This window comes from Pseudomonas sp. NFACC08-1, assembly GCF_900106735.1.
Lineage (GTDB): Bacteria > Pseudomonadota > Gammaproteobacteria > Pseudomonadales > Pseudomonadaceae > Aquipseudomonas > Aquipseudomonas fluorescens_Q.
The window spans coordinates 85,158-111,118 of record NZ_FNNL01000012.1 but is presented as its reverse complement, the minus strand read 5'-3'; the positions used below and the strand labels follow the sequence as shown (position 1 = coordinate 111,118).

The window sequence follows — 25,961 nt, the reverse complement described above, 5'->3', positions numbered from 1 at the left end:
TGCTCCGATCAGGCAAGGGCTTTGGCGGCATCAGCCACCGCGGCGCGGATACGGGCGTAGGTGCCACAGCGGCAGATGTTGCCGGCCATGGCCGAGTCGATCTCGGCGGCCGTGGGCTGCTTGCCCTTGGGTTGGGCCTTGAGGAAAGCGGTCGCGCTCATGATCTGGCCGCTCTGGCAGTAGCCACATTGCGCCACATCATGCTTGACCCATGCATCGTGCACGGCGCTACCGACCGGATCGCTGCCGTTGGTTGCCGCTTCGATGGTGGTGATTTTCTTGCCTTCGGCGGCGGCAATGGGCGTCACGCAGGAACGAATGGCCTGGCCATCCAGGTGCACGGTGCAAGCGCCACACAACGCCGCGCCGCAGCCGAACTTGGTGCCGGTCATGCCCAGCGTGTCGCGCAAGGTCCAAAGAATCGGGGTGCTTGGGTCTACGTCGACCGTGTATTCACGGCCATTGATGTTGAGGGCGCTCATAGGGGTACCAGCTCCGGATGGTTTGGCTCTGGTTAACTATAGAAAGCTATGTTTGGGAGCGATTGCACGATCCGGGCGGATGATTGCCTAATCTTGCAAATTGACTGGAGCGCCATGAAAGAGCTACCAATGGCCTTCGGTAGCATTTCTCATGCAACGGCCAGCAAGCCGCTCTTCATCGCGCAATTCTTGATGCTGTTGTACAGGAAGTCGACGATTTCCTGCGCTTCTTCGACGGTTTTGTCGAAGACTGCAATCAACATCTTCTCCACGTCCTCGGCCGCATAGCCCACAGCCTGGAGGAAGATGGCGGCCTGCTTCCACGCAAGTTTGAAGGTGTCTCTGAGGATCTTGCCGATTTGCTCGATCCCTTCAATGCCCTTCAGGATGCCCTGATAGACGTATTCCAACCATTTCTTCGCGTCTTGGAACAATCCGACAAAGAACTGTTTGATCTTCTCCAGCAGGATGCCTGGGAGATTTTCCAGAGGACCGATGTCGACATCCAGGTCGAAGCTGGCGATGTCATGCGTGCTGCTGGCCAAGGTGAAGCTGAACGAGGCGTTGGCAAATATTCCCTGGCCTGTGGTGCCGAAGGCCAGGTCGGCATTGATGGTGTCGTCGATGCTCAGCGTGCCGAGTGGCCCAAGATCGATGGACTCGTTAATGCCGACGCTGGCCGAACCTTGTGCGTTGATTGAATCGATACCGTCGATATCGGCCTGTAGGTTGAAGGTCGAACCACCGAGGGTGGTGTCCTTGAGTTCAAAGTGACAATGGTCAGCTCGAATATCGATATCGATTTGCGGGCCGATACCCAGTAGATAAGCTTCACCGGAGATCATGAATGCGGGCGTTCGATAGGACGGTTGCGGGTTAGTGGCGTCCGAGAAGGTGCACAGCAGCACACTAGGGCCGCTCGAGCCCTGGGCACCCGTGAGCTTGAACAGCTTGTCATTGCCGATGACGATTGGCGCCATTTCGACATTGAAGGCGATGCCTTTTTGCGGCATGACCTCGACCTTGATCTGTTCTCGGATCCACAGAAACTGGATATCGGCAAAAATGTGGAAGCCCTGTGGGAACGTCAATGTGGCGATGCTGACTGGCTGAGGCACGACGTACAGTTGGGCTTCCAGGGACACCGAGATCTGCCCCCCGTTACGCTGCATTTCGTAGTGGTACATCGTGGAAAGATCGAGCAGGTACCAAATCTGGTCCGGTGTGTTCACAATCAACTGGATCTGGCCACTATCGGCGGGCAGGTCAACGCCACCGGCGGCGAACATCTCACGAATTTTAGCCAGGTCGTAATGGTTCAGGGCATCGTGGTAGGTCTGCCAGTCGCTGTCGAAGCTGTGCAATCGACCCACCGCTATCTGGGTGAGTACATCGCGCAGGAAACCGGGCAAGTCCGAGGCAGTAGCACCGGTCAACTCGTCAAAGACCTTGGCCAGGCTGAGGTCGCTGACAGCGCCGGCAACCATTGACTGGCTAGGTTGCACGGTGTCGATGAACACCGCCAAGGCGCTATCGATGTCGGCTATATCCAGTTCGGCGGCAAATCCGATCGAAGGTTCGCCTTCGAAGGAAATGCCAAGCTCGAACGCCAAGCTCTTGAGCTTGAATACCGAGAAGTCGAGGGTGCCGTTATCGTTTTCAACCACCATGTCGCCCGATACGAATGCGCCGTTTTCCACGACTGCCAAGCTGACATCGAAGCGCACCGGTTGCGACTCGAGGGTGGCGCGAGCGGTGGCGGTCAGATAGAACTCAACCTGTTCGGCCTGTATCTGAACGCCCAAGGCCCCGCTGAGCGTTACCGAACGATTGATCACCGTGCTGATATTTGCGAAAAGCCGTGCCTGGGTGCCGGCATCGGTGCCAATGAATATCCCCGCATTCAGGTTAGTGTCTGGCGAAATGGACAGCATCCTGGCCAGGTTTTGCAGGATCCTGTTTTGCTTCAATTGGGTCTGCGCGTAAAAGTAGAAGCCTTCCTGCAGTCCACCTGACCAGGCCGGAATAGTGATCTGTTTTGACTTGATCTGCGGATTTTGAAATAGGTCCAAAGCCGGAAAGGTGAAATCCGACTTCTTCAGCGTGGAAACGATCACCACCTGCTCGCCGGCAATGGGAAAGATATCCAGGAACGCCTGGATGGAAGCAAGTCCTGGCAGCGCCGACAGCTTGCACAGGGACAAGTCCAGGCCCAGAGCAAAGCCCCAGGTGCCTTGTTGGTCCAGGAGTTCGAAGGCCAGCGAGCCGGCGTTGGCAACCTGGGTTCCGAACGAAAGCTTGAATTGATCCTGGTTCTTGGTGATCAATAACGTCGAGTCGGTAAACGTCAAGTCGCCAAGCCCACTGGGCAGTACATCCTTGGCGTTGCATAACCAGCCGATCAGCCCGTTCAACGTGACTTGGGGCAGGGCACCCCGCAACGCTAGCCCCTGAGTGGGATCGTAAGACATGGCCAGCGTCAGGTTGTCGTCGAAGACCAGCCCGCCGGCAAACTGAGCCGAGGTCTTAGCGTTCGCCCCGAGCCCTTTTGACAAGCCGAATTGAATGTCCTCGATGGCCAGGTTGTGCGGGCCCAGTGGAATGACCCACCCTGGGGAGTCGGCCATTTCGGTGTAAAAGTTGTAGCCGGCCTGGGTATCGATGTTGACCGACAGCATGTCGATCGTCAGATCGGCCGGTGGCTGGATCGAAGGCAGGTATCGCGTGACCAGCGCCTGCAGCGGTAGCGTAACCGCGTCCTCCAGTTCGCCGGCAATGAAGAAATCAGGATAGCCGGCGCTAACGTTTACTTGGGCGGCATTACCGATCAGGAACAACGCATTTATCGAAGCACCCGGTGCAGGCTTGATAAAAGGCAGGGTGACATGGAACTCAACGGATATGGATTCGAGCAGAAACTCATCGCCCAGCAGTTTCCATTGAGCGTCCGGGATACCAACGGTCAGGTAGACATAGTCGACGCTAAGGCCGGTGCCCGACCCCGTCAGCGCGATCGCCGCGTCCAGCAACTGCAGCTTGCCGGCATCATGCAGGGCGTCTTGCAGTGGCCCCGGCAGGTAGTCGATTAGCGTCGAGGTGCCTGCCAGGTCCAGCAGGTCCGCCAGATTGCTCAGGGTGAAACCGCTGAATTCTCCGGTGATCACCAGCTTGCGAGTGCCCTTGGGAATCTTCGATGACAGCTCAACGGTCAGGCCGGCACTGGGTATCGTCAGCGCACCACTGATCGCCATGAATGGCTCATAGCTGGGGTTGGCCATCCACCATTTCGCACTCAAAGGACTGTAGACCGAGAAGATCGTCTGGGTAAGCGCAAGCTTTTCGGAAATGGAAACGTCGAGTCCCAGGTCCACGAACAGACTGATGCCCGGCGGCGAGTTTTGCTCTTTCCATGGGAAATTGTTAACGATCTCGCGCAACGGCGACACCTGCACGGACGGTTCGACGATGTTTCCGCCGATCGCGAAACGGTCGTTGACGTCCAGCAGATGTTCCAGCGCCAGCAGTACGCCTCTAAGCTCAACGATGCCGGCGAAACCGAGCCCTGCGTCCAGCGACACTGGCGTCTTGGTGGAGCCCAAGTCGATATCAACGACGGTGGCATCGGTCAGTGCATAGAACCATGCCGAGGTCAGCGTGAGATCGTCCAGCGCCGACGTCTGGGGAGCGGTGACACTGGAACTGAAGTCGAAGCTGACGGGCAGATCCGGGAAACTGTCGGAAAATTTCCAGTTTCGTCCTGTGCCAATCAAAGTGAACATCAACTGGACAGTGACGTCGCCGCTTTGCGGGTCGAGCACAAACGTGGCTGTTACGGGAGCGTTAGCCACTTGGCGAAAAAGCGAGGCGGTGCCGACGCGCTGCACTGTATTGCCGGCGTCGTCGGGACCGATGCTCGCATTGGAAATGGTCAACGGTTGATGGTCGAAAATGCGCCCGTAAAAGTCGGCGAATTTTGCGGTGGTCACCGTACTGGCAACGATGGTTGTCGTCCCGTCCAGCCCAATCTTGAGGTTCTCGCGAAGCGTTTGGATATCCATGGCCATTTCTTCATCAGAGAGCGAAGTTCGCTGGGGTTATTCTTCGAGAGTCATGACGATAGGCATGTGGTCGCTGATGATCTTGGCATTCTTCATTGCCAGTTGCAGCTGCATGCGGGTGACGATCATGAAGGTGAAGCTGTCCATGATTTCCTGGAGGACGACGTTGGGAACGCAGACCTTGAGTTCCCAATTGGAGGTGATGCCACGGATGAATATGTTGTCGTAGGCGCTTGCCAAAAAGGCGTCGTCAACATCGCCTTTCTGGATCATTTTCTGGCGATTGGCGATGTCATTGACGAACGATTTCAACGAGGTAAGGGTAGTTTTTTCGCCGTCGAATATACCGGAGAACTTCAGGCTGGTCAGAGGCGCATAGGTAGCGGCATTGGCTGTGTTGTAGTTGAAGTCGCCAGAGATCAAAAAGGCCGTGTTGCCCGTGTTGATCTCGATCTCTTCGCTGAGATTTGCCAGCAACTGGATGGTCGCATCTTTCTTGTGATACTTGGGTTGGGGGGCATGCCAGAGCAGGCAGTTGAGTTCCTTGGGCTTGCCTGCGGTTCTGGCCTGCATGTTCCAGAACAATGGATTACGGTCAGCGAAAATCACCTTGGTGCTGGTGGCGACGGCCATGTTGCTGACGCTGACGTTTGCATCGTCCCAAAGCAACGCGTACTTGTCGGCGCGCCGGGCGAACGTATGGGCGACTTCAATATTTCGCTGCGACACCTCGTATTTCCACTTGCTGCCTGAGCCTACAAGCTTCTTGCGATCATTGATGGCCTGGACCAGCACTTGCACCGCTTGCTCACCCGTGCCGAGCGTCACTTCCATGACGCCGATGACGTTGGCCTGCATCTCGTCGATCAGCACGGCGATCCAGGCCGCGACGTTGACGTTGCGAAAGACGTCCTTGGCGCATTTCTTCGAGGACAGGCTTTCAATATTCCATGACATGTAATCGGCAATTTCCGGCATGGACGTTCACTCCATGTGAAGGCGATTTCGGTATCCCGGCGGTGTCAATGCTGGTTCCGCCGGGATATCGTTCAGCTGGCGGTGACGCTGGCGGTACCTGTCAGCAGGACCTGATTGCCCACGCCTGTGATGTTCAGGTTCTCAGGCGTCACCTGCAGAGTGAAACCTTCGAAATTGCCGCTCAGATCCGGAATTTGCAGCAGGGTCTGGGCCAACTGGCCTTGGATCGTTTCCTGGATCTGACCTCCTACCACATCGTTGAGGATCGCCAGGGTAATGGAGGAGATCACACCACCGCCCAACGTTGCCATCCACGCCCAGAAATTGGAGGGCGTGATGTTGACCGATGGGCGAGAAACACTGCCGCCGTTTATACGGATGTTACGTTGCGCATCCACCATCACCTGCAGCGTCGCGGTGACTGGGCTGATTGATATATCCCAGTCTGCCGGGCCCAAGCTGTAGCTACCGCTCAAGTTGAGCGTCAGCGTCAGGTTACCGTTGTTGACCGAAGCGCTGTAACTGTTGAGATGCACGACGGCACCGCTGGCCGAATAGGTCTTCTGTACTGTGCTCCACCACAGATTGGCGACGACCTGTTGGATCAGCGGCTCGGTGAGTACCAGGTTGAAGCCGCCATTGGATGGCGGTTGCTTTTGGCTGATCGCCACCGGCGAGAACAATCCGCCGGCCGCATAGGCGTTGCCGCCATCGATCAACAGGGCGTATCCGGCAAAGGTGATACCGTTGACGGGCCCCAGCGGTATGGCGATGGCGGATATCAGGCTGTTCACCCGGCTGGCGATATCACTCTTCAAGGCGTCCAGGATTTCGTTCACAAACGGATCATCGGTGACAAAGTTGATATCGGTCACTGATAGACGCACCACACCGTTGCCATCTACTGTGGCCCGTGCACTGGCATTGGCACCGACTGTGCTGCTGGTGGGGTCCCCGCCGGCCACGGTCACGGACAGCTCCACCGGCATGCTGACCATGAAAGTTTGACCGCTACCGCTGGCGGCCAAACTGAATGTCGGTGGTGCAGATACGCTCCAGGTCAAACTCGCGTTCGCGTCGGGGATGTTTGCGGTGTCGCTCAGCTTGGGCGCGATGGTGGGAAAAATGGATTCACTGGCGTTGTTCAATAACGATTGCGAAAGGCCCGCGATGAAATCGGTGGACATGGTCGAAACTCCTTTTTCAATCAGATAGTGGCCAAGGCCTTGCGGGCTTCCGTGGTGGCGACCTGCGACAGGCTGGCGAGCAGATTGGGGTTGGAGAGCTGGCCGTTGAGCGCGGCGATGAGCTTCGTCTGGTTGGCGTCCTCATTGAGCAGTTGGTTGATGGTGGCTTTAAAGACGGTCGCCAGATCGATATCGATCGTTATGTTGCCATTGCCGACGACCGGATTGACCGACAACGCGCTGAAGTTGACGACTGCGGTATCGAGCTGTCCATCCACCGCCTCGGTAGCACTGAAGACCCCGGTCAGGTCATCGACGTGGTTGATGGTCAGGCTGAAAGTACCCGGTGGCATGTCGACGTGGTTCAGGTTGACGTGCAATTCGCCATTGGCCTGGATCTGGTTGGGTACGGCGGGGGGGCGTTGGTACCCATCCTGTGTATTGGGCTGTTTGCCATGGAAGGTCACGGTGCTGCCGTCGACGACGATCTCGGGGTCGGTTCCATTGTCGAGCTTCACCTGGCTGTTGCTCAGTCCGAGGATATGCAGTTTCTTGATAACGATGTCGATCGGAATCTTTTCGATCGTGAATGAGCCCAGGTCCACTTCGGCGATGGTCAGTGGGTCCAGGGCGCTACCGTCTGGGTTGTAGAGAATCGAGGACAGGTAGAAGTCGGAGGTGGGCGTCAATAGCATGTTTTCCAGCAATTGGACGAGTTGACTGTCGGACATGATGTTCTCCTAACTGTTGAGTTGGTTGAGGATGGCTTTACGCGCGATCTGGCTGAACTCTTCCGATAGCTGCGGCGCCTGGGCGCTGAGCGCATTGTTCAGCGCTTTGGCGATCTGTGACTGGACTTCGGGTTTCTGGAACAAGCGGCCGATGATCTGCTCCAGTGAGACATCGTGAGGCGTCAGCGTCACCGACACATCTATCTGGGCACTGTCCAGGCTTGCGCTGATATCGCTGATCGTGAGCGTCAAGGCATTCACATCGGCGCCTGATGGGGTGATCGTCAGCGAGCTTTGCAGGTTGACCACAGTCGCGGTCAGGGTGCCCTGCAGTAGGACTGGCTTGAGGCCCTGCTGGGTCAGCGAGAACCCGGCGTTCACGGTGAGCGGCGGTGCCGGTGGAACGGGCAGGCTGACCGTCGGGCCCGGGCGGTCGAGCTGCCGTACCGGCCCCTCTGCCAGAGCGCCGAAATTGAGCGTGGCGGCAATCCGCGGAGTGCTGAGCTTAACCGCCGACAGCGGTGCCTGAGCGTTGGAACCGCCCGAAAGCGTCAGTTTGGTCAACTGGATGTTGGTGTACTTCAGCCCCCCATACGTCTGATCGGGTATGTCGATCTGAGGATTGGAATAAGGCTCCAGCACCGGATCCGACGAGCACGCGAGTTGCCACGGGAGATACCAGTTACTGTTCGCTTCGTTCAGCGCCACGCGTGTGCGATCGAACAGGAACAGGTCCACGGGCGAGGCCGCGTCCTGGCCACTGTCGTCATTGGGCAGGCCTTGGGCAGGGAGGGGGCCGAACACACTGGACATGAGGTTCTCGGCCTGTGTGCCGAGCATGTCGTTGACGCTTTGCAGGTTGGAGGGCAAATTCAACATGCTGCTTAACGCGCCGACCATGGCTGCCTGGCCTTGGGAAGCGCTGAGCGCCTGCCTGATCAACTCAATCAGCTCATCTTTGCCCGTCAGGTCGCCATCCAGCGTGAGTTGCGTGAAGTTCAGCGTGATGGAACCGCCCTTGACGTTGGTGATTTTCAGGTCGCTCACCCCGATGGCCAGGGAACGGGTTGCGGCGCTGCCTTCGATGGTCACGCTGACCTGCGCGTTCAACATGCATTCACTGAACGCGACAGTGAACGCACCGGTGCCGATGATGTCAGTGGTCGAGGTGTCGGGAGCGTCCCCGATCAGGAGCGACTGGTCGATGCGATAGTTGCCAGACATCGTCAGCGGCGGCAAATGTGTCTGCCCCGAGGGGCCGTTATAGTAATTGAACAGCAATGGCAGGGTGATGGAGTAGCCTTGGCCCGTGAGTGTGGAGGACGACGGATTAACGAAGATGTTTTGCAAACCGTCCACCAGGACTGCAGACAGACTCAGGTACGGATACGGTTTTTGGGGATCGGGCACGGCGTCTTCGTCGTTCATCAGTGACCATACGTTGGCGAACCGCTGGGCGATATAGTTGCCATTGTCGCCGGTCAGATAGCCCAGATCCTGCTCGTCGGCATGCACCGGCAGCACCGGATTTCCATCCCCCCCTTGCATCTCCGCCAGTTGCTTGGGCAGCCATAGCTTTGCATTGTCCGGGTCGTTGAGGCACGGTTGCAGCGTGTCGAGAAAAAAACTCATCAAGGTGCTCATGGGTGCTCCGTCAGGTGCAGGGTCAGCCGTTCAATGGGCGGTCAACGACGTGTAGTGCCAGTTCCTCCAGTGCGTCGCGATAGCGGCCTGGAGGAAATGGCTCGAGATAGAACAGCGCCTGCAAGGCTTCGCGCCGGGCAGCCGCGTAGGCCTTGTCGATACAGCCACAATCACGCAAGTCGTCCAATGCATCGCCCAAACGATGCCCCGTCAATGGCGTGCCTTCGCGCAGCGATTGGCTGATTGCATGTGTCGGGCCGAGCGTCTCCATCGCATAGATCAGCGGCAGCGACAGTCGACCCAGTAACAGGTCGATACCTGACTGCTTGCCCGCCGAACTTTCGTACTCCACCACATCGAGCACGTCGTCCATGATCTGGAACGCACGACCCAAGGCGCGCCCGAAGAAGCCACCGCGGCGGGCATCACGGCTACGCCCACCGGCCAGATCGATACCCCCCTGGCAGGCCAACCGAAACAAGACTGCGGTCTTGCGGTCGATGGTCTGGTAATAGCGCGCCAGGCGTGCATCGTGATCCTCGGGCAAGGTCCGGTCCAATTCGTCCAACTCGCCTCGGCAGATATCGAACGCGGTATCCAACACCAACCGCACCAAGGTCATGTCGCGCTCGGTATCCACGGCGGTGGCGAACCCGCGAAGCGCCTGTACGAATTGCAGATCGCCGATCAGCAGCGCGGTCTTGCTGCCGCGAGCCGCCGACACCGATGGCAGTCCGCGTCGCAGCTGAGCCTCATCGACGATGTCGTCGTGGATCAAGGTGGCCACATGCAGCATCTCCAGCGATGCCGCGCCTTTGTAGACCTTGTCGGGCAGAGGCCCATTCTGCGCGATGAGCCGCGCCGACAGGAGCATGACCAAGGGGCGTATCTTTTTACCGCCGGCAAACATCTGCCGTTCCACGTCGGTGAGGTAGGGCGCCTGCGGTTCCAACGCCAGCTCCACTTCCTGCCGGAAACGCACGAGGTCTTCGGCCAGCAGTTCTTCACTGATGCGCGCGTACACTGATGCCGACGATGCTGTCGGCTGTTGCGCGATGACTACAGCAATGGAGTCGCTTGCCGACATCATGCCTCCTGGCTGGCGAGCATTCGCAGTACGCGAGTCAGTTGGCTGGCAATGCGGTCTTCGAGGATGCCTCGGATGAAGTTGGCGCTGCCCAGGCGCGAGCGACCGACCTCACCGGCCTGGCCCTGCCACTGCGCGCTGTCAAGGTCTAGAGCCGGCACGCTCAAATTGCTGCGTTGCAGTTTGAGCGTCAGCGCGCCATCGGGCTGCTCGCTGAGGGCGAAGACGAAGCGGCTTTGCGCGAGCGAACTGGAGAAGGGTCCGCTATGCAGGGGCAAGCGGCGCTTGGGGTCGTGCAGACGCAATGATTCGGCATAGATGGACTGCACACGCGCCTGAGTCTCGGCGTCCATGATGAAACCGTGCTGGGCGCATAGATCCAGGTCGGTATCGTCATGGCTATTTTCGAGGATCCGTGACAACGCGCTTTCCAGGCCCTGGGTCTGCAACAGGAAGTTTGCCTGATTCGCAGGCGAGGCTTTATCGACAGCGCTATAGACAGCCTGGGCGGTCATAGGCACCACATTCTGCTGGGTGTTTTGGGTGGCGTTGGCAACTTGCGTCTGAAAAGTCAGCGCGGCCGTCGCGGCCTCGGGGTAGGGGTGATAACAGGCGCCGTAGAGATTGAGTTGTTGCGCTAACGCGTTCTCATTGTAGGACTGCGACGTCGTACCAAAGGACTTGTCCGTGATCGCTGGATTGACCGGCATGCCCGGTGTATCCAACGCCTGGGACGTATAGTCGGACATCTGCTCGGTGGCGCCATCGCCTATCCAGAGCTTGCGCAAACGTGCATTGGTAGTGAAGACAGCGTTGTAGGCGTCGTTGTGTTGGTTGAACATATCCAGCAGGGAGCGGCCGTTTGCAGTCTGATTCAACTGGGTACGCTGATCGTTGGCTTGCTGCAGCTGGTCATACTGTTTCTCGGTGATAGTCGGTGGATCGGTATCATCAACAGTACTCGCACCCACGGCAAAGCTTGCCAGCGGCGCCATCAATCCACCGGTATCCAATTGCACCTTCGCACTTTCCAGGCCGAACAAGTCATAGGTTCCGCTTAGTTGCATCGGCGCGAGATTCACCACGATCCGACTGGCGTCACGGTCGGGAACGATGGACAGCAACTTCACCGGCGACACCGAGATGTCGTTCAATGCCAGCAGTAATTCGCCACCGTTGGAATTGCTGGGAATGTCCACGTGGCTGGCCAACGGATAGGGGCCACAAGCCGATACCGAAAATTGTTGGGGCAGGGTAGCGGCCAAGGAAGCTGTGCCGGAGGCAGCCGTCAATTTCGGCAGGAAGTCGTCGATAGTAGGCATGCGATGCGCTCTCGTAGGCAGATCAGACGCTGGTAGAGGGGAGATTGGTGATCGCCAGCGTCGCGACGATTTTCAACATCGGGCTATCGCCGATGTTGACGCTACCCAAGGTCAGAGCGCTGGGGGCGATGCGGATACCATTGGTATCGTAGTTGGGCACTGAGCCGATGGACTCGACTTTGCCTTGCAACGCGTCCTTGGGTTTGTCCTTGACCTCTGCGGCGATGAGGGTCGCAATGGGATAGGCAACCGCGGACAGAATCTTCTGGACCAGGTTTCCTGTCGGCGTCAATTTAAACGTCAGCGACGGTACCGACGTTATCGTCGCGCTGATAGCGACGCCATCGACTGCCACGGTCAGATCGATTTCGGCGGGCGAAGGACTGATGGAAACATCGTAATCAAACATGCTCGACATGGGCGTTGCTCCGGCAAGGAATTTGAGGGTTACAGCAGGGCCGCACCGAGGGCACAACCTGCCGCCGCCAGGGCCATGCCTGCCGCAGTGAGGGTGGCCTGCGCGTTGAGCGAAGCGCTCAACTGGGCATTGATGGTCAAGGGGGCCACCTGCTTGACTGTGGCCGAGAGCGAGGAGATCGAGCCGTTGTAGCTCCAATCGGCCAGTTTCTTGAAGTCGCCGCTGTCGGAGAACGGATACCCCTGGTAAGGCTTCAAGAAAACAGCCATTGCCGTGTTGATCAGCGTATTGCTGGCGATCACGAATACCGGATCGGTGGGCCAGGTTACTCCGTCGATATCCAGCGCATTGGTGTTGGTGGTCAGCGTCGTCGCACCGAGCAAATAGCTTGCAGTGAGTTGCAGCTGTACAGGGTTGAGTGTCACCCCGTTCCAATCGAGGTTGGGCAGGTGCACGAGGGCCAGCATCTGATTAGCAGAGGTGAATATCTGCGGCAACAGCATCAGGTTGAATATGGCTATGTCCCACGCGGAGAATTTGCTCTCGTCCAATGACACTGCCACCAAGTCGAGTGCCAGTGTTCCCGGCGTAAAGGTGAGCGTGGCGTAGACCACTACGCTCGGGGCGGTACCGCCTACCGCGGGCGCAGTACCCAGCGTGTAGCTGGCCGTCAGCATCGGCAAGGTGAGTTGGACCATTGGCAAACTGGGCAAAGGGATGCTCTGGGAACCATTGGTTTCGCCGTTCGGCGCAAGCGCGGCATTCCAGATAGCCGGGGAGGGAGGACCGAAAGCAAGGCTAGGCGCAGCACCGACATCCCAAGTCAGCGTCACTGCTCCGAGGTCTGGCAGGGTTTTGGGCAGGCTGCCCTTGAATGGGTCATTAGTGCTGGGGGCGTTCTGGTAATACTCGCCCAACAAGGTGTTGAGCTCCGTCACGCTGATGCCTGCGGCAGCGTCGAAATTGGTCATCCCTGTACCTTCCTGATGTCTGTGAGAATCCATCTCACACTCGAATGTAGCAGGTTTTTAAAAGTCCACCTTTTTTCTTAAAATTTGTTTAAGAGGCGTCGGTTCGGCCAGATATAAGAAATGCCAGCGCTTATCGATACCTCTGGCACCCGCCCATTTCGCAAGAAACCGTAGCGGGACACTCCGGCTTCTTGCGCGACGATTCACCTCCCGGTCTACATAAGCATATTGCGCGAATGCCGTGCGCTCGCCGGCCTGGATGAACGTCTGGATAGTGCGGTCGGTGTGCAGGCGGGCACCGATGGGGCGGTTGCTACTTGCGAATCAGGGCTATGACGTATTCGCACACTTGCGCTGTGGCGTTTTCGAACGTGCAGGCTTCTTCAGGCAGCCCCAATTGCAAGCAGTCGCCTTGCTCCAGGATGTAGGTGGTGGTGCCCTTGGTAAACGTCAGCGTGCCTTGCGTGGCCCACACCTGCTGATGAAGAAACGCATAGGCCGTGGCCGGGTAGCTGATACGCACGCCCGGAGGCAGTTGCACACTGATGAGCTCCAGTGGCCAGCCCTCCCGCGGGGAGACTTGCTGGCGCGCGTAGCCAGTTTCCGGGTCTACCCAACGCGGTTGCTCCGCCGCCCTTGACAGAAGTCCCGAGCGTCCCTCGGCTCGATGCAACAGGGTGGAGAGGGGCAAGCCGAAAGCTCCCGACAACCGGCCCAGGATCGTCGACGTCGGGCTGACCTGTGCGTTTTCAATTTTGCTGATCATTGCCTTCGATACGCCGGATAGCTGGGCGAGCTCGCCGATGGACCATTCCCGGGCGGCTCGCTCGGCTTTGATGGTGAATGCGATGTCAATGGGTTGATTGTTCACTATAGAAGACTTCCAAATCGGGGTGATTTAATTTGAGCTTAGCGCCCGACATGCATCTTGCTGGTGCAAAAAAAAGATAATGCTCTATTTTTGTGCGATAAAATATTACAAACCCATAATCAATTGATTCTAAATGGAGTTAATATCACGATTTTCATGTTTAAAAATAAATCTATTGTTCGGAACGCCTTCGATTAAAAGTATCAATTTGTTTGCGTGAATTGCTTGTTTACTATCTGAAACGCGCAGCGACATTCCGTCGCGGCCATCCAAGCTACCTTATCGTATTTGGGGGGATCTATGCCGGCTCAGCAAATGGAACAAGGCTGTCTCACGGGTGAGCAAATCATTCATTCGATTAAAGGAATGATCACGGCTTCGGGGATCAACACCAATGCGTTCTATAAAACCTTTCGACAGGCACCGCTGCCCAAGGCAACGCTGAAGAAAGTGTTCCAGCAGTACTTTTATTACATTCGTACGTTCCCCCAGATCCTGGCGGGTACCTCGCACCGCACCGACAGCGAAGTGATTCGGATGAAGCTGGCGCGCACGGTCGTGTCCGAGCTGGGCGATGGGGTAGGCGAGGCACACTTCATCATGTTCGAGCGTGTACTTGCCGGCGTTGGCATCACGTTGGATGACTGGAAGAAGGTTGAATATATTCCCGAAGCCAGTGAGTTGGTCGATGGCCTGCGTCGAATTTTCCTCGAGGGTTCGACAGAGCATGCCATTGGTGCTCATTACGTTATCGAAGAGTTCGGCTTTCCGATGATCGCCAACCTGTACGAAGGCTTCCGCCTCTACAGCGGGTGGAAACACGAAGACTTCACCTATTTCTATCTGCACATGCTGGTAGAAACCGATCATGTGCAATGGATCAGTGACGCGGTCATGGAGGCGGCCCGGGACACTGACAACGGCAACAATATTCTGGAGGGCGCTGCCGATGTACTGAACTTGTTGACCCGTTTCTGGCAAGGACTCAACCGAATAGCCACTCACGCCTGACCAATCAATACAAGGGGGCGGGAAGTCATGGATGATTTGACATTGATTGGTCGAGTGGCGCCCTTCAGGGAGGCCAGTGCACATGCAGCATCCTCAGGAGCGTTGAACCTTTCGCAAGGGCTTCCTGAACCCCTGTTTGACAATGCCATGAATGCGGCGTTGGCCCGCCAGGTCAGGGCGGGCTGGCAGTACGCCGACCCACGCGGCGAAATGATTTTGCGCGAAAGCATTGCGGCCCACAGTGCCGGCTATGCGCCCGACAGCGAAGTGCTGGTGACCAGTGGCTGTACCGAGGCCTTGTACTTGGCCCTGTACGCAGCGTCCACACAGTACGGCAGCCGGGTCGCGTTCTTTGAGCCTTTTTATCCCTATTACCCAGGAATGGCCACGTTGCTGGGATTGGAGTTTGTTGCAGTGCCGTTGTCGGTAGGGGAGTCGATCGGCCCCGATTGGGCACTGCTCGAACAGCAGTTGCGCGCGGGTGTTCGCATACTGCTGCTCAATACGCCCCATAACCCGACAGGGTGGTGCATGTCCGCTGATGATTGGCAGCACCTGGTGGCGCTGGCAAAAAACCATGATTTCATGGTGATTATCGACGAAGCCTATCGTCACTATCAGTACGACGCTGACACACCGGCGCGCTACCCCAGCCAGCAGATTCCCATGATGGTGGCAGGCAGCGCTTCAAAGTTGTTGTCCATGACGGGCGTGCGAATCGGCTGGTTATGCGCGCAGGCAACCTTCATGGAGCGAGCCTATGCCCACCACCTCTACCTGAGCTATTGCCAACCCACCCCCATACAGGCGGCCGTTGCTGTTTTGCTCGATGAGTTGACCGTCGGGCGACTGGATAGCTTGCGTGAGCACTACAAGCACAAACGCGATCGCCTGGCAGGTGCGCTGAGGGCTGCCAGGCTGGATGTCCGGTTACCGGCGGGCGGCCATTACATCATGGCCGACTATTCACGGCGGGCGCCTTTATTGTCCCCCGTTGAATTCAGTCAACACCTGGCCGCTCGTTGCGGTGTCATGCCATTGCCCGCGACGCCTTTCTACCAGGGGCCATGCCCCACCTATGTCCGGTTTTCTTTCTCGGTAGCCAAACCCATTGTTGATCAAGCCTGTGTCCGCCTGGAGGGTTTTTGAAATGGAGCAGCATGTGTTCGACGTCATTGTCGTAGGTGGCGGTCCCGCAGGGCTTGGCGAGTGTATCCGGCTGATTGATCTGGGCCTGAAAGTCGCTGTCATCAGCGATGTATTCGGGGGGTGCATGGGCATGATGGGCGATCATCCATTGCAGTCCTACTGCAATGAACTGGAGATCGAAGGCGCGCCCTATCCCTTGCAAAGGTTCATGCGCAAGTTGTGCGTCAGCCCCACCGGTGAGGAATACGCAGCCTACATCCGTAGTAACTTCGAAGCCTTGCAATTGACCAAGATCCAGCAACGGGTGGTCACCGTCAGCAAGGTCCAGGGGCTGTTCGAGGTGAGCCTGGCCCCGGGTTCCCAGCATCGTTCCTTGCGTGCACAGCAGATTATCCTGGCAACCGGGATTCGCCCGAAGGCGCCGCCCTTCGAAATGCCCAGTGCCCATTGGTTCAATTGCTTTGACGTCTATCAAATGGTTGCGCGGGGCCAGGCCCATCGTTTCCTGCAGCAAGATGTGGTCATCTTCGGCAGTGGTAACAGTGCGTTCCAGATCGCACTGCTCCTGGCGCCGTTCGCCCGCAATGTGTCGATCCTGATCAAATCCTATCTGGGGCTATATCCCCAAGAGACCGATGATCGCTTTGCCCTCAGGTCCCTGAGCCAGCGCACGCTGGAAATGATTGCCAAGACTTCGTCCAGTTCCTTTCAAGGGCCGCTCAACAGCGCCAGCAGCACGGGCCGGGCCAATATCTGGCTACATGCCTACAACAGCATTCGCCAGGATGGCGACAAGGTCGTCATGGACCTTCCGGCGTCACTCAACGGCCATCCGCTGCTCCAGGCTTCCTGTCGCAAGGCTCAAGAGGCGGGCCGATTGGTCGTCGCCCAGGCATTAGACGGGCATGAGTTGCATTTGGATGTGTCGGCGAAGGAGCAATGCCTTGTTTCGGCCATCGGCGTCACCGCACAACTGCCCGCCACCGACTGGCCGCAACTGCTCAACCAGCAAACCGGCTTTACCTGTCACCAGGATGGGAAAAGCCCTGTCGCAGGCCTGTATTTCGCGGGTGCTGCCTCAGGTTATGCGTCGATCAACACGATGGTGCCGGCAGCTGCAGAAATGAGTGCCGCCATATCGCTGCGAGAAGGACTGCGGTCATGGGCGTGAGGATGTTCCAGCCGCTACGCCTGGACATTGGCGACGTGCTCGGGCAGTCGGCAGCGGCGCTCAAGCAGGCCATCGCCCAGGCCAAGGTACTGGTCATCGCCAACCAGGACGTCAGCGTCGCCCCTTATGTGCAGTTGATGCGCAGGCTGGGCTCGCCTGTCCATCATGTGTTGGCCAAGTACTGCCTCGAGGATTATCGGGAAGTGCTGACTGTGACCAATCTGCATCGGGACGGCCAGGCCTTGGGCGTGCATGAAGGAGGAGGGTATTGGCACACCGACATGTCGTACAAATCGGCGAACACGGTGTTCACGTCACTGCTGTCGGTACGTGTACCCGACCAACACGGCGAGACCCAATTCATCGATTGTGCCGCAGGCCTGCAGCAGGTTCGCCAGTGGCTGGAAAGCCCAGGTTGCCCGCCGTACCTGAAAGGTCTCGACCTGGAAAACCTGCGGGTTCACCACCGTTTCGGCAATCGCGACGCGCTGCGCAATGCCGACGCCGCGGTGCAACAGCTCAATTCCCAGGAGGCTGGCGCACTGGAAAACACCGTGGTCCACCCCCTGGTGTACAAACACCCGCTCGCTTGCACGGCGTCACTGTATGCACCGGCTGCAACGGCCATGCAAATAGAAGGGTTAACGCCTGCACTGTCCCATCGCATTCTCGACAGCCTGGTCGACTTCCTTGTCCAGCACGCACCGCGCTATCGGCATGCCTACCGCCCAGGCGACATCGTCATCTGGGACAACCTCTCAACGCTGCATAAAGGTCCGCCAATACCCAAAAGTGAAGGGGGCGCCGATGTGCGCCTTCTCTATCGCATGAACGTCGACTTCCAGTGAGGCACTACTATGATCCAGACCATCGTTTTCCTGACGCCCCATTACCTTAACTTTGCCTCCGAGAAGGCGTTGCAGACGCTGGGTCGAGATTGCCGGACAGTGCTGATCGCCTATCATGCCGACGTCCTGCCGCCCGCGCTCGAGCGTAATGTCTCACAGGTTGTGCGCGTCGATGCCGACCTGCAGCGCAACATCCGTCCGCTGCTGGACCATGACCAATGTCGCAGCATCATCAGCGATGAGCTGCGAGCCGTGCAGGGCAATACTTCGTCATTGCGTATTTTCTGCCAGGAAGAGTGCCACGTTGAGCTGGCGGCTCAGTTGCGCGAGGAGTTCGGATTAGAGGGTGATACACAGGCGATCGTGGCGAACTTTCGCGACAAAGTGCTGATGAAACACGCGGTCAGCCAGAAGGGGATACGCATTCCCGAGTTTGTGCCACTGGATCACGTACGGCTATCGGCTGAGCCGCAGGCTTACTACGCCGAGCTGACGGCGCGATTGGGTTTGCCCCTGGTGCTGAAGCCGGTGAATGCGGCGGGCAGTTTCGAGGTGTCGATCATTCGCAACGAGGCCGAATTCATCAAGGCCCGCGAACAAGTGCTGGCCTCACCGTATCATTTTGATTACGAGGTGGACGAGTTCATTGACGGCGACATGTTCCAATGCGACTCGTTTGTGGTCGACGGTCAAATCCGCTACTGCGGTGTGCTGGAACTGGGTTGCACCAACTTTGACTTTGTCCAGGGCAAGCCCTTGAGCGTGATTCCCGTGGCCGACCCCACGCTCAAGGCGACCCTGGAGGCATTCAATCGGGACGTGATTGCGGCCCTGAACTTTCGCAACGGTTCGACGCACCACGAGGTCTTCGTGGACCGCAAGCGCGGTTATCCGGTGTTCCTGGAAATTGCCGCGCGCGTACCTGGCGGCATCGGGGTGCCGTACCACGAGAAAAACAGCGACATCAACCTGATCGACGCCAATCTCTACCTCACAGCCGGCGTCGCAGCTCTCGATGACATCAAGCCCAACGAGAAGAACAACGTGGTGTCCGCCTTGTTGCCCTTGCGCAAAGGCCGGATCAGCCAGCTCAACGAGCCCCCCATTTCCAGTATCTACAACATCGACTGGCGGGTCGCCCCCGGAATGGTGGTGGACTCCCGGTCCCTGGCCGATACCGCGGGCATCCTGACTTTGTATAACGCAGACCCAAAGGTACTTCGCGCCGACTTCGAGGCTTTGCAGCACTACGTACCGACCCAGGTGGAAGTGCTGGAGCCGGGAACCGCTTGATCGATCAGGTAGGGCGCCAAGCACAGGTTTTTCTCAAGGAGCAGGCATGAAGACAGGAATACTCGGTGCCGTCAGCATGGCGGTCTACTGCATCTCGACGGCGCTCTCGGCCGTCTGGGTCATGGTGGCGTTCACCCGTATCAGTGGGGCGGCGTTGACATTCATTACCTTCCTGATGGCCTGGGCGGTATTTTTCCTGGTGCATACCTTGCGGGGTCATGACCCGTTTCGCCTGCTGCGCGAGGAGTGGCGAGGCGTGCTGCTGCTCAATGTGCTGACGTTGTTCAGTTGGTGGTTGATGTTCATGGCATTGCAGCGCATCGAGGCGTCGGTGGAGTCGGCCATCTATCAGGGCTGGATGCCGCTGGTGGTGGTGGTCTGTGAAATGCTGGTGGCGCGCTCCTCGGTCAGTCGTTCCCGCTGGCTGGGCGCGCTGCTGATCCTGCTGTCGCTGATGGCGTTGGTCCTTATGCGTCTCGCGCTTGGGGTCACGGCCCAGGTAAGCCTGGTCAACTTGCATGAGGGCATCGCCCTGGCGAGTGTTGCCGGGATCACTGGCGGGATCTATGTGTTCTGCTCGGCTCGACTGAACCGCGACAGCAAGTACAGCGCCATGGATATCCTGTGCGTCAGGTTCTTCCTGCTATTGATCGTCACAGGGTGGGTCGGCCGGGAAAATCTGCACCAACTGCTCACGCTGGATACCGCCATGCTCGGCCAGTTGATCAAGCTGGCGTTTGTCAGCGTGCTGATTCCGGTGTTTACCCTGCAATTTGCCATTCAGCACCTGGGAGGTGGGCGGGTGTCCATTCTCACGCCTTGCGTGCCGGTCATTGCCTTGGCCGCCGAGTTCGTGCTCTCCACCTGGCATAGTCCTTGGGTTCCCGTCCTGGTTACGGTGGTGTGCGTGGCGGTGTTGTTGTCCAACGTCTGGTTTTCGCGAGACAGGCGCGTTGTTCATTCAGGGCCTATGCCTGTTGCCCTTCAAAAATAGACTTCTGTTTGCTGGAGCATCCCATGACTCTTTCCTTGGCCTTTGCGCAGGGGGCGGCAGACGCTTGCTCGAATGACGACCGCAGCGTACTGGCACGCACATTGGAAATCGCACGAACCTTGATCGGTTTCCCTTCGGTCAGCGACCGCTCCAATCTGGACCTTATCGAATGGGTGAGCGGGTACCTGCACGGTTTCGGGGTACAGGCCCAGATTCTACCGGACGCCTCCGGGCGCAAGGCGAACCTGTTTGCCAGCCTTGGACCGCCACGCCCCGGGGGCATCATCCTGTCCGGACATACTGACGTGGTGCCGGTAGCGGGCCAGGCTTGGGCGCAGGATCCGTTCAGCGCTTATCTGGATCAGGATCGGCTCTACGGTCGTGGCAGTTCGGACATGAAGGGGTTCATCGCCGTGGTGCTGGCGATGGTTCCCGAGCTGATGGCCTCTGCACGACAAAGCTTTCACCTGGCCTTGTCCTATGACGAAGAAGTGGGTGCGATGGGGGCGAAACATCTGGCCCCGTTCATCACCCAGGCGCAGCTGGAGCCCGCCGGTTGCATTGTCGGCGAGCCGACTTCAATGGCGTTGGTGATCGGCCACAAGGGGCGTCACGAAATCAATTGCTGTGTCCATGGCAAGGTGGCGCACTCCTCGTTGCCGAACGAGGGGGTCAACGCTATCGACTATGCCGCGCGGGTACAGATGCAGCTTCAGCACGTGGCCAGGCGGCTTTCACAGGGGCCGTTGGACAGCGGGTTTGATGTCCCGTACACCACTGTCCAGGTCTGCCGGGTCAATGGCGGTGTCGCTGGTAATGTCATTCCCGGTCAATGCAGCTTTGACTTCGAGATTCGCTACCTGCCCGGATGTGATGCCGAGCAACTGCTGGTACAGATCAAGGACGACGCCAAGCAGGCCATGCACAGTGAGACGGATGATCGCGCTTGGGCGGCGTCCGTCGAGTTTTCCCACACGCTGCATACTCCGGGGTTGGATGAGAAGGGCAACCAGGCATTCGCGCAGTGGGTCCGCGAGGCTAGCTCAATGGCCCATGGCCGACAGCGAGTGGCGTACAGCACCGAGGCCGGACTGTTTCAGGCCGCAGGGATCCCCACGATCGTCTGCGGCCCAGGGAGCATCAAGCAAGCGCACAAAGTGAACGAGTATGTGGACTTGGCCCAGCTCAAGGCCTGTGAACAGTTCCTGCGCCGCCTGGCACGTTGTGAGCCATTGCCGCCAATTCCCGCAGGGGCTGCGCAATGAGCGCCACAGCCGTGGATAGCCAGGGGCGCGAACGCAGGAAACTGGTGCTGGCGGTGAGCGTGGGCGCCGCACTGGAATGGTTCGACTTCACCCTGTTTGCGATCTTCTCCTTGCAGATTGCCGCAGCGTTCTTTCCGGCTTCCGACCCACTGATGTCGTTGCTCGCGTCCTACCTGGCGCTCGCCGTCGGCTTCGTGGCCCGACCGTTGGGCGCGCTGCTGATGGGGCGCTATGCCGATCGCCAGGGGCGCAAGGCCGCGCTGACGCTGTCCATCATGCTGATGGGCGCCGGGACCCTGATCATCGCCGTATGCCCGACCTACCAAACCATCGGTTGGTGGGCACCGCTGAGCGTTGTCGTCGCGCGCATATTGCAGGGGGTTGCAGCAGGAGGAGAGATCGGTGGCGCGCTGGCCTATCTTGTCGAGACAGCACCGGCGGACCGTCGCGCGCTATTTGCGTCCAGCCAACAAGTGGCGCAAGCCGGATCATTCCTGCTATGCGGTTTAAGTGCGAGTCTGTTGTCGAGCGCGCTGACGCCCGCCCAGTTGGATGAATGGGGTTGGCGCGTGCCCTATGTCTTCGGACTGCTGGTCGTGGTCGCAGGCTTGAAAATTCGCCGCAGTCTCGAGGAAAGCGAGCCGCTGCGCCGCTTTCTCGATAATCAAGATAAGCACGCGATGGCCGGGAAGGGGCCTAGCCTTCGCCCCTATCTGCCCAACCTCGTGATGGGGGTGTTGATCGTCGTGCTCTGGACGGTCGCGACACAATTGATCAATTTCATCCCGACCTATGCATCGATGGTGCTTGAGCTTCCGCGCAACAAGGCCTACCTGGGGTTGGTGCTGGTCGGCCTCATCACGCTGTTGTGTCCGTTAACGGCACTGCTGTCGGACCGTTTCGGGCGCTACACCGTGATGCTCATCGGTGCCGTGGGGGTCGCGCTCTGTGCCTACCCAGGGTTCGTATGGCTGAACAACAGTCCCAGTCTCCAGACACTGATCATCTTCCAATGCGCGCTGGCAGTGTTGATGGTGCTTTACACCGGGCCGGCTGCGGCGGCCTTGGCAGAGCTGTTTCCGGTGCAGGTCAGGGCCTTGGGTGTCTCGCTGGCCTACGCCTTATCGGTGACCCTCTTCGGCAGTGCCACGCCTGCGCTGATTACCCTGATCTACCGCCAGAGCGGAGATGCCCTGGCGGCGGCCCACTGGTTGTTTGCGGCGGCCTGCCTGAGTGCGATACCGCTGGCCTGGGTAAGCCTGTCGAAATACCGGGCAAGCGCCACCCCGGCGCTGACGGCAGAGCATGAGACTTGAGTGACGTTGATTCACCCTGTTCATTGAACGCGCTTCGCAAACCCGTACTGCCTGGCAGACCCCACCACCGCCAACGTCAGCAGCAGGAGAACGACCAGGACCGGCGCAAACGCCACCACCCCCAGATGATCGAGCAGAATGCCGCCGACGATCCCGCCGCCGGCAATGGCGAGGTTCCAGGCCGTGACCAGCATTGACTGGGCGAGATCCGCCGCGTCTCCGGCAGTCTTGGCGATGGCCGTCTGGAACAGCGTCCCAGCCCCTCCGAAAGCGATTCCCCAGGCGGCCACGGCGATATACACCGCCGCAGGCCTGTCGCTCATTGCCCCGAGCATCATGGCCGAAAGGGCGAACAGCACCGTACCTGCGAGCGTCAACGCCCGCAGATGGCGATCGATCAGCACGCCGACGACCCAGATCCCCAGCAACGATGCGACGCCAAAGACCAACAGGACCAGATCCGTTCGCTCGCCCAGGCCCGCTGCCGTCAAAAACGGAGCGATATAGGTAAAGAGAATGTTGTGCGCCAGGACAAAAGCCAGTACCACGAACAACACCGAACGAACACCCGGCAGGGTGAAGACCTGGCCCAGGGCAAGACGTTTGCTGGAGGCCTGCCCGGGAAAGTCAGGCACCTTGAGTCGTACCCAGACCATCAAGGCCACGGCGAACAGGCTCATGAGGGCGAAGCTCATTCGCCAGCCGACCAGATTGCCGAGCAGCGTGCCAGCCGGGACGCCCAGGGATAACGCCAAGGGCGCGCCCACCATGGCGATTGCAATCGCTCGACCTTTCTGGCTTTCGGGCACCATGCGGGCGGCATAACCGGCCAACAAGGCCCACAGCAGCCCGGCCGATACGCCCCCCAGCAAGCGCGCGACAATGGTCAAGCCATAATGGGTAGAAAACGTCGTGACGGTATTGGCAACGGCGAAACCGGCGATGGCCATCAGCAACAGCGATCTGCGTCGCATGCCTTGGGTCGCGGCGGTCAATGGAATGGCCGCCAGCAAGGAACCGAGCGCGTAGACCGTGACCAACTGGCCGGCGAGGGCTTCGGAGATCGCCAGCCCTTCGCTGATCTGTGAAAGAAGACCAGCGGGCAAGGCTTCGGTGAGGATGGTCACGAATGCCGCCAGCGCGAGGGCAAACAGTGATCCGATGGGGAGCGGCGCGGTGTCCGGGACAACCTCGGCATCGGCGTCGATATGGGTATTGGCAATCGTCATGTGTCACCTGCCTGGAACGCTTCTGACCCGCCGGATAGCGGCGTCAATCGCAGATTGATAAGTGCCGACTACGGTAAGTGCCCCTCCTTGGAGAGACAAGAATGCTAGAGTGCGCAACACATCGGAAAAAATGTCCGCAATTGGAGCCTGGCGTGGAATCACTGAGCGGGATTGATTTTTTTGTTCGCGCGGCCGAAACCCGCAGTTTTTCAGAGGCGGGCAGGGCGCTGGGCATTTCGTCTTCGGCAGTGGGCAAAAGCGTCGCCCGGCTCGAGGCACGGCTGGGTGTGCGGCTGTTTCATCGCAGCACGCGCAGTATCACGCTGACGGCGGAAGGGACGCTTTTCCTCGAGCGTTGCCGGCGTATTCTCTGCGAAGTCGAAGCGGCCGAACTGGAACTGTCGCAAACCCGCCAAGCGCCACGGGGCAAACTGCGCGTGAGTTTGCCGCTGGTTGCAGATTTGGTCATGCCGACGCTGATGGCCTTCATGCGCCGCTACCCCAGTATCGAACTGGACCTGGATTTCTCCGACAGGCTGGTGGACATCATCGAGGAAGGTTTCGATGTCGTCGTTCGGACTGGAGAACCGAACGACTCCCGGCTGATGTCCCGTCCGTTGGGCACGTTCAAGCTCGTCGTGGTCGGTTCGCCCCGGTACCTCGCCGAACACGGCACGCCGCAGGTGCCGGCGGATCTGCTGCGCCATGCCTGCCTGCTCTACAAGTTTCCCAGTACTGGCAGGATGCAGGTCTGGCCGATAAACGGGGAGGGGCAGCCGGATCTCAACCTGCCGGCCACCCTGGTCTGCAACACCACCGAGGCGTTGCTGTACGTCGTGCGCGATGCATTGGGGATTGCCTGCGTGCCGGACTTCACCGTGCGCGATGCCATCGCCGCCGGTGAACTGGTCACCGTCCTCGACGACTTCAATCGGCATCAAAGCACCTTCCGCATGCTCTGGCCTTCAAGCAAGCACCTGGCGCCGAAACTGCGGGTGTTCATTGATTTCATGAGCAGTGAGTTGTTCAAGTGACCGGACCACCGCAATCGCGAGCAAGCTCGCTCCCTCATCCATGGGAAAGGTGCTGGCCACGGATTCAGATCAAGGGGCCTTGTTCTCCACCAGGCAGTTTCCGCCATCCACCACGATAACTTCCCCCGTGATGTAGCTCGCCTCTGAAGACGCCAAGAAAGCCACCAGTGCCGCCACTTCTTCGGGACGTCCCGCCCGGCCCATCGGCGTGTAACCGGCCGCTTTGGCTTCCTCTGTCGTGGTCGACCCTGTAGTGATCCAGCCGGGAGCGACACTGTTCACCGTGATCCCTTGCTGGGCGACTTCCAGCGCCAGGCTCATGCTCATTCCAACCATCGCGGCCTTCGCGGCGCTGTAGGCCGCTTCACCGGGGTTACTGCAGCGGGTGCCGGTCGTGGAACTGATGTTGACGATGCGCCCATAACGACGCGCCCGCATGCCGGGCAGAACTGCCCGTGTAAGAAGAAAGGCCGTGGTCAGGTTTCGCGCCAACGTCAGGTTCCAGGTGTGCAGATCCATGCTTGCCACGTCGGAAAAAAACTCCGGGCTGCCTTGCATCGCCATGCCCGCGTTGTTGACCAGAATATCGATCTGCCCCCAGACGGACTCCGCCCATGCCATAAACTCACGTACCTGGTTTTCATCGGTAAGATCGAGGGCCCGTCCTTCGACTTCGAACCCTTCGGCGCGCAGTTCTGCGACTCGATCGTTGATGCGTGCACTGCTGGCGGTGACGATCAGTCTGGCGCCTGCAGTACCCAGTCTGCGCGCGATCGCCATGCCGATTCCGATCTCACTTCCAACCCCACTGATGAGTGCCACAGGGTTCTGTCCAGTTGCGTTTGGCATGGCGTCTCCAGAGGTTTAGCGATTGCTTGGTGGTCCGAGTCCTATATATAACC

The 25,961-nt window shown here is 58.7% G+C and carries 22 protein-coding genes; 9 read left to right on the top strand and 13 right to left on the bottom strand.

Features of this window, described 5'->3' with window-relative positions; translation table 11 throughout:
• Nucleotides 1–8 precede the first annotated feature (8 nt).
• The 11 genes from BLU76_RS22625 to BLU76_RS22575 all read right to left on the bottom strand — a co-directional run bounded on the left by BLU76_RS22625 (nt 9) and on the right by BLU76_RS22575 (nt 13,749).
• Nucleotides 9–482, bottom strand: coding sequence for a (2Fe-2S)-binding protein (locus BLU76_RS22625; RefSeq protein ID WP_072345188.1), 474 nt, complete (start codon nt 480–482; stop codon nt 9–11).
• A 149-nt stretch (nt 483–631) separates the two neighbouring features.
• On the bottom strand, nt 632–4,540 hold the full coding sequence (locus BLU76_RS22620; protein WP_092143536.1) for a hypothetical protein: 3,909 nt from the start codon (nt 4,538–4,540) through the stop codon (nt 632–634).
• A gap of 36 nt (nt 4,541–4,576) precedes the next feature.
• The gene (locus tag BLU76_RS22615; protein WP_092143533.1) at nt 4,577–5,518 is read right to left on the bottom strand and encodes an exonuclease/endonuclease/phosphatase family protein; all 942 of its coding nucleotides are present in this window, start codon (nt 5,516–5,518) and stop codon (nt 4,577–4,579) included.
• A gap of 71 nt (nt 5,519–5,589) precedes the next feature.
• Nucleotides 5,590–6,705, bottom strand: a complete 1,116-nt coding sequence (locus BLU76_RS22610) for a hypothetical protein (protein ID WP_092143530.1) — start codon at nt 6,703–6,705, stop codon at nt 5,590–5,592.
• Between the two features lie 20 nt (nt 6,706–6,725).
• Complete coding sequence (locus BLU76_RS22605; RefSeq protein WP_092143527.1) at nt 6,726–7,436, bottom strand: hypothetical protein; 711 nt, start codon at nt 7,434–7,436, stop codon at nt 6,726–6,728.
• A gap of 9 nt (nt 7,437–7,445) precedes the next feature.
• Nucleotides 7,446–9,080, bottom strand: coding sequence for a hypothetical protein (locus tag BLU76_RS22600; RefSeq protein WP_092143524.1), 1,635 nt, complete (start codon nt 9,078–9,080; stop codon nt 7,446–7,448).
• A gap of 22 nt (nt 9,081–9,102) precedes the next feature.
• Nucleotides 9,103–10,167, bottom strand: coding sequence for a polyprenyl synthetase family protein (locus BLU76_RS22595; protein WP_106215856.1), 1,065 nt, complete (start codon nt 10,165–10,167; stop codon nt 9,103–9,105).
• Nucleotides 10,167–11,489, bottom strand: coding sequence for a hypothetical protein (locus tag BLU76_RS22590; protein WP_092224557.1), 1,323 nt, complete (start codon nt 11,487–11,489; stop codon nt 10,167–10,169). Before BLU76_RS22590 ends, BLU76_RS22595 begins: the two co-directional genes overlap by 1 nt.
• Nucleotides 11,490–11,511: 22 nt before the next feature.
• Complete coding sequence (locus BLU76_RS22585) at nt 11,512–11,907, bottom strand: hypothetical protein (protein WP_092143518.1); 396 nt, start codon at nt 11,905–11,907, stop codon at nt 11,512–11,514.
• A 29-nt stretch (nt 11,908–11,936) separates the two neighbouring features.
• A complete protein-coding gene (locus BLU76_RS22580; RefSeq protein WP_092224555.1) occupies nt 11,937–12,878 on the bottom strand; it encodes a hypothetical protein in 942 nt (313 codons plus the stop codon).
• 313 nt (nt 12,879–13,191) lie between these two features.
• Nucleotides 13,192–13,749 (bottom strand): helix-turn-helix domain-containing protein, encoded by a 558-nt coding sequence (locus BLU76_RS22575; protein ID WP_092224554.1) that lies wholly within the window; start codon nt 13,747–13,749, stop codon nt 13,192–13,194.
• Nucleotides 13,750–14,115: 366 nt separating this feature from the next.
• Between BLU76_RS22575 and BLU76_RS22570 the strand changes: the two genes are divergently transcribed.
• The 8 genes from BLU76_RS22570 to BLU76_RS22535 are packed head-to-tail and all read left to right on the top strand — an operon-like array spanning nt 14,116 to nt 22,796.
• Nucleotides 14,116–14,760, top strand: coding sequence for an iron-containing redox enzyme family protein (locus BLU76_RS22570; protein WP_238992595.1), 645 nt, complete (start codon nt 14,116–14,118; stop codon nt 14,758–14,760).
• A gap of 27 nt (nt 14,761–14,787) precedes the next feature.
• Complete coding sequence (locus BLU76_RS22565; protein WP_092224552.1) at nt 14,788–15,909, top strand: pyridoxal phosphate-dependent aminotransferase; 1,122 nt, start codon at nt 14,788–14,790, stop codon at nt 15,907–15,909.
• 13 nt (nt 15,910–15,922) lie between these two features.
• Nucleotides 15,923–17,080, top strand: coding sequence for an NAD(P)/FAD-dependent oxidoreductase (locus tag BLU76_RS22560; RefSeq protein ID WP_170867319.1), 1,158 nt, complete (start codon nt 15,923–15,925; stop codon nt 17,078–17,080).
• Nucleotides 17,071–17,928 carry a TauD/TfdA dioxygenase family protein gene (locus BLU76_RS22555; protein WP_092224548.1) on the top strand — a complete coding sequence of 286 codons (858 nt, stop codon included), beginning with the start codon at nt 17,071–17,073 and terminating at the stop codon, nt 17,926–17,928. Before BLU76_RS22560 ends, BLU76_RS22555 begins: the two co-directional genes overlap by 10 nt.
• Before the next feature lie 9 nt (nt 17,929–17,937).
• Nucleotides 17,938–19,221 (top strand): ATP-grasp domain-containing protein, encoded by a 1,284-nt coding sequence (locus tag BLU76_RS22550; RefSeq protein ID WP_092224546.1) that lies wholly within the window; start codon nt 17,938–17,940, stop codon nt 19,219–19,221.
• 46 nt (nt 19,222–19,267) lie between these two features.
• Nucleotides 19,268–20,215: an EamA family transporter gene (locus BLU76_RS22545; protein WP_092143497.1), complete on the top strand. Its 948-nt coding sequence runs from the start codon at nt 19,268–19,270 to the stop codon at nt 20,213–20,215.
• Nucleotides 20,216–20,238: 23 nt separating this feature from the next.
• Nucleotides 20,239–21,480 (top strand): acetylornithine deacetylase, encoded by a 1,242-nt coding sequence (argE, locus tag BLU76_RS22540; protein WP_092224544.1) that lies wholly within the window; start codon nt 20,239–20,241, stop codon nt 21,478–21,480.
• Nucleotides 21,477–22,796, top strand: coding sequence for an MFS transporter (locus BLU76_RS22535; protein WP_092224542.1), 1,320 nt, complete (start codon nt 21,477–21,479; stop codon nt 22,794–22,796). The genes argE and BLU76_RS22535 overlap by 4 nt, the downstream gene beginning before the upstream one ends.
• Before the next feature lie 20 nt (nt 22,797–22,816).
• Here BLU76_RS22535 and BLU76_RS22530 read toward each other — a convergent pair whose 3' ends face one another.
• On the bottom strand, nt 22,817–24,025 hold the full coding sequence (locus BLU76_RS22530) for an MFS transporter (RefSeq protein WP_092224540.1): 1,209 nt from the start codon (nt 24,023–24,025) through the stop codon (nt 22,817–22,819).
• A 152-nt stretch (nt 24,026–24,177) separates the two neighbouring features.
• On the opposite strand from BLU76_RS22530, the gene BLU76_RS22525 reads away from it, so the two are divergent.
• Nucleotides 24,178–25,059, top strand: coding sequence for a LysR family transcriptional regulator (locus BLU76_RS22525; protein ID WP_092224538.1), 882 nt, complete (start codon nt 24,178–24,180; stop codon nt 25,057–25,059).
• A 69-nt stretch (nt 25,060–25,128) separates the two neighbouring features.
• Here BLU76_RS22525 and BLU76_RS22520 read toward each other — a convergent pair whose 3' ends face one another.
• On the bottom strand, nt 25,129–25,908 hold the full coding sequence (locus tag BLU76_RS22520; RefSeq protein ID WP_092224536.1) for an SDR family NAD(P)-dependent oxidoreductase: 780 nt from the start codon (nt 25,906–25,908) through the stop codon (nt 25,129–25,131).
• Nucleotides 25,909–25,961: the final 53 nt, after the last annotated feature.

Coding starts and splice junctions, on each gene's coding strand:
- BLU76_RS22625 (WP_072345188.1), bottom strand. CDS start 482: ATGAGCGCCCTCAACATCAATGGCCGTGAATACACGGTCGACGTAGAC.
- BLU76_RS22620 (WP_092143536.1), bottom strand. CDS start 4,540: ATGGATATCCAAACGCTTCGCGAGAACCTCAAGATTGGGCTGGACGGG.
- BLU76_RS22615 (WP_092143533.1), bottom strand. CDS start 5,518: ATGCCGGAAATTGCCGATTACATGTCATGGAATATTGAAAGCCTGTCC.
- BLU76_RS22610 (WP_092143530.1), bottom strand. CDS start 6,705: ATGTCCACCGATTTCATCGCGGGCCTTTCGCAATCGTTATTGAACAAC.
- BLU76_RS22605 (WP_092143527.1), bottom strand. CDS start 7,436: ATGTCCGACAGTCAACTCGTCCAATTGCTGGAAAACATGCTATTGACG.
- BLU76_RS22600 (WP_092143524.1), bottom strand. CDS start 9,080: ATGAGCACCTTGATGAGTTTTTTTCTCGACACGCTGCAACCGTGCCTC.
- BLU76_RS22595 (WP_106215856.1), bottom strand. CDS start 10,167: ATGTCGGCAAGCGACTCCATTGCTGTAGTCATCGCGCAACAGCCGACA.
- BLU76_RS22590 (WP_092224557.1), bottom strand. CDS start 11,489: ATGCCTACTATCGACGACTTCCTGCCGAAATTGACGGCTGCCTCCGGC.
- BLU76_RS22585 (WP_092143518.1), bottom strand. CDS start 11,907: ATGTCGAGCATGTTTGATTACGATGTTTCCATCAGTCCTTCGCCCGCC.
- BLU76_RS22580 (WP_092224555.1), bottom strand. CDS start 12,878: ATGACCAATTTCGACGCTGCCGCAGGCATCAGCGTGACGGAGCTCAAC.
- BLU76_RS22570 (WP_238992595.1), top strand. CDS start 14,116: ATGATCACGGCTTCGGGGATCAACACCAATGCGTTCTATAAAACCTTT.
- BLU76_RS22565 (WP_092224552.1), top strand. CDS start 14,788: ATGGATGATTTGACATTGATTGGTCGAGTGGCGCCCTTCAGGGAGGCC.
- BLU76_RS22555 (WP_092224548.1), top strand. CDS start 17,071: ATGGGCGTGAGGATGTTCCAGCCGCTACGCCTGGACATTGGCGACGTG.
- BLU76_RS22550 (WP_092224546.1), top strand. CDS start 17,938: ATGATCCAGACCATCGTTTTCCTGACGCCCCATTACCTTAACTTTGCC.
- BLU76_RS22545 (WP_092143497.1), top strand. CDS start 19,268: ATGAAGACAGGAATACTCGGTGCCGTCAGCATGGCGGTCTACTGCATC.
- argE (WP_092224544.1), top strand. CDS start 20,239: ATGACTCTTTCCTTGGCCTTTGCGCAGGGGGCGGCAGACGCTTGCTCG.
- BLU76_RS22535 (WP_092224542.1), top strand. CDS start 21,477: ATGAGCGCCACAGCCGTGGATAGCCAGGGGCGCGAACGCAGGAAACTG.
- BLU76_RS22530 (WP_092224540.1), bottom strand. CDS start 24,025: ATGACGATTGCCAATACCCATATCGACGCCGATGCCGAGGTTGTCCCG.
- BLU76_RS22520 (WP_092224536.1), bottom strand. CDS start 25,908: ATGCCAAACGCAACTGGACAGAACCCTGTGGCACTCATCAGTGGGGTT.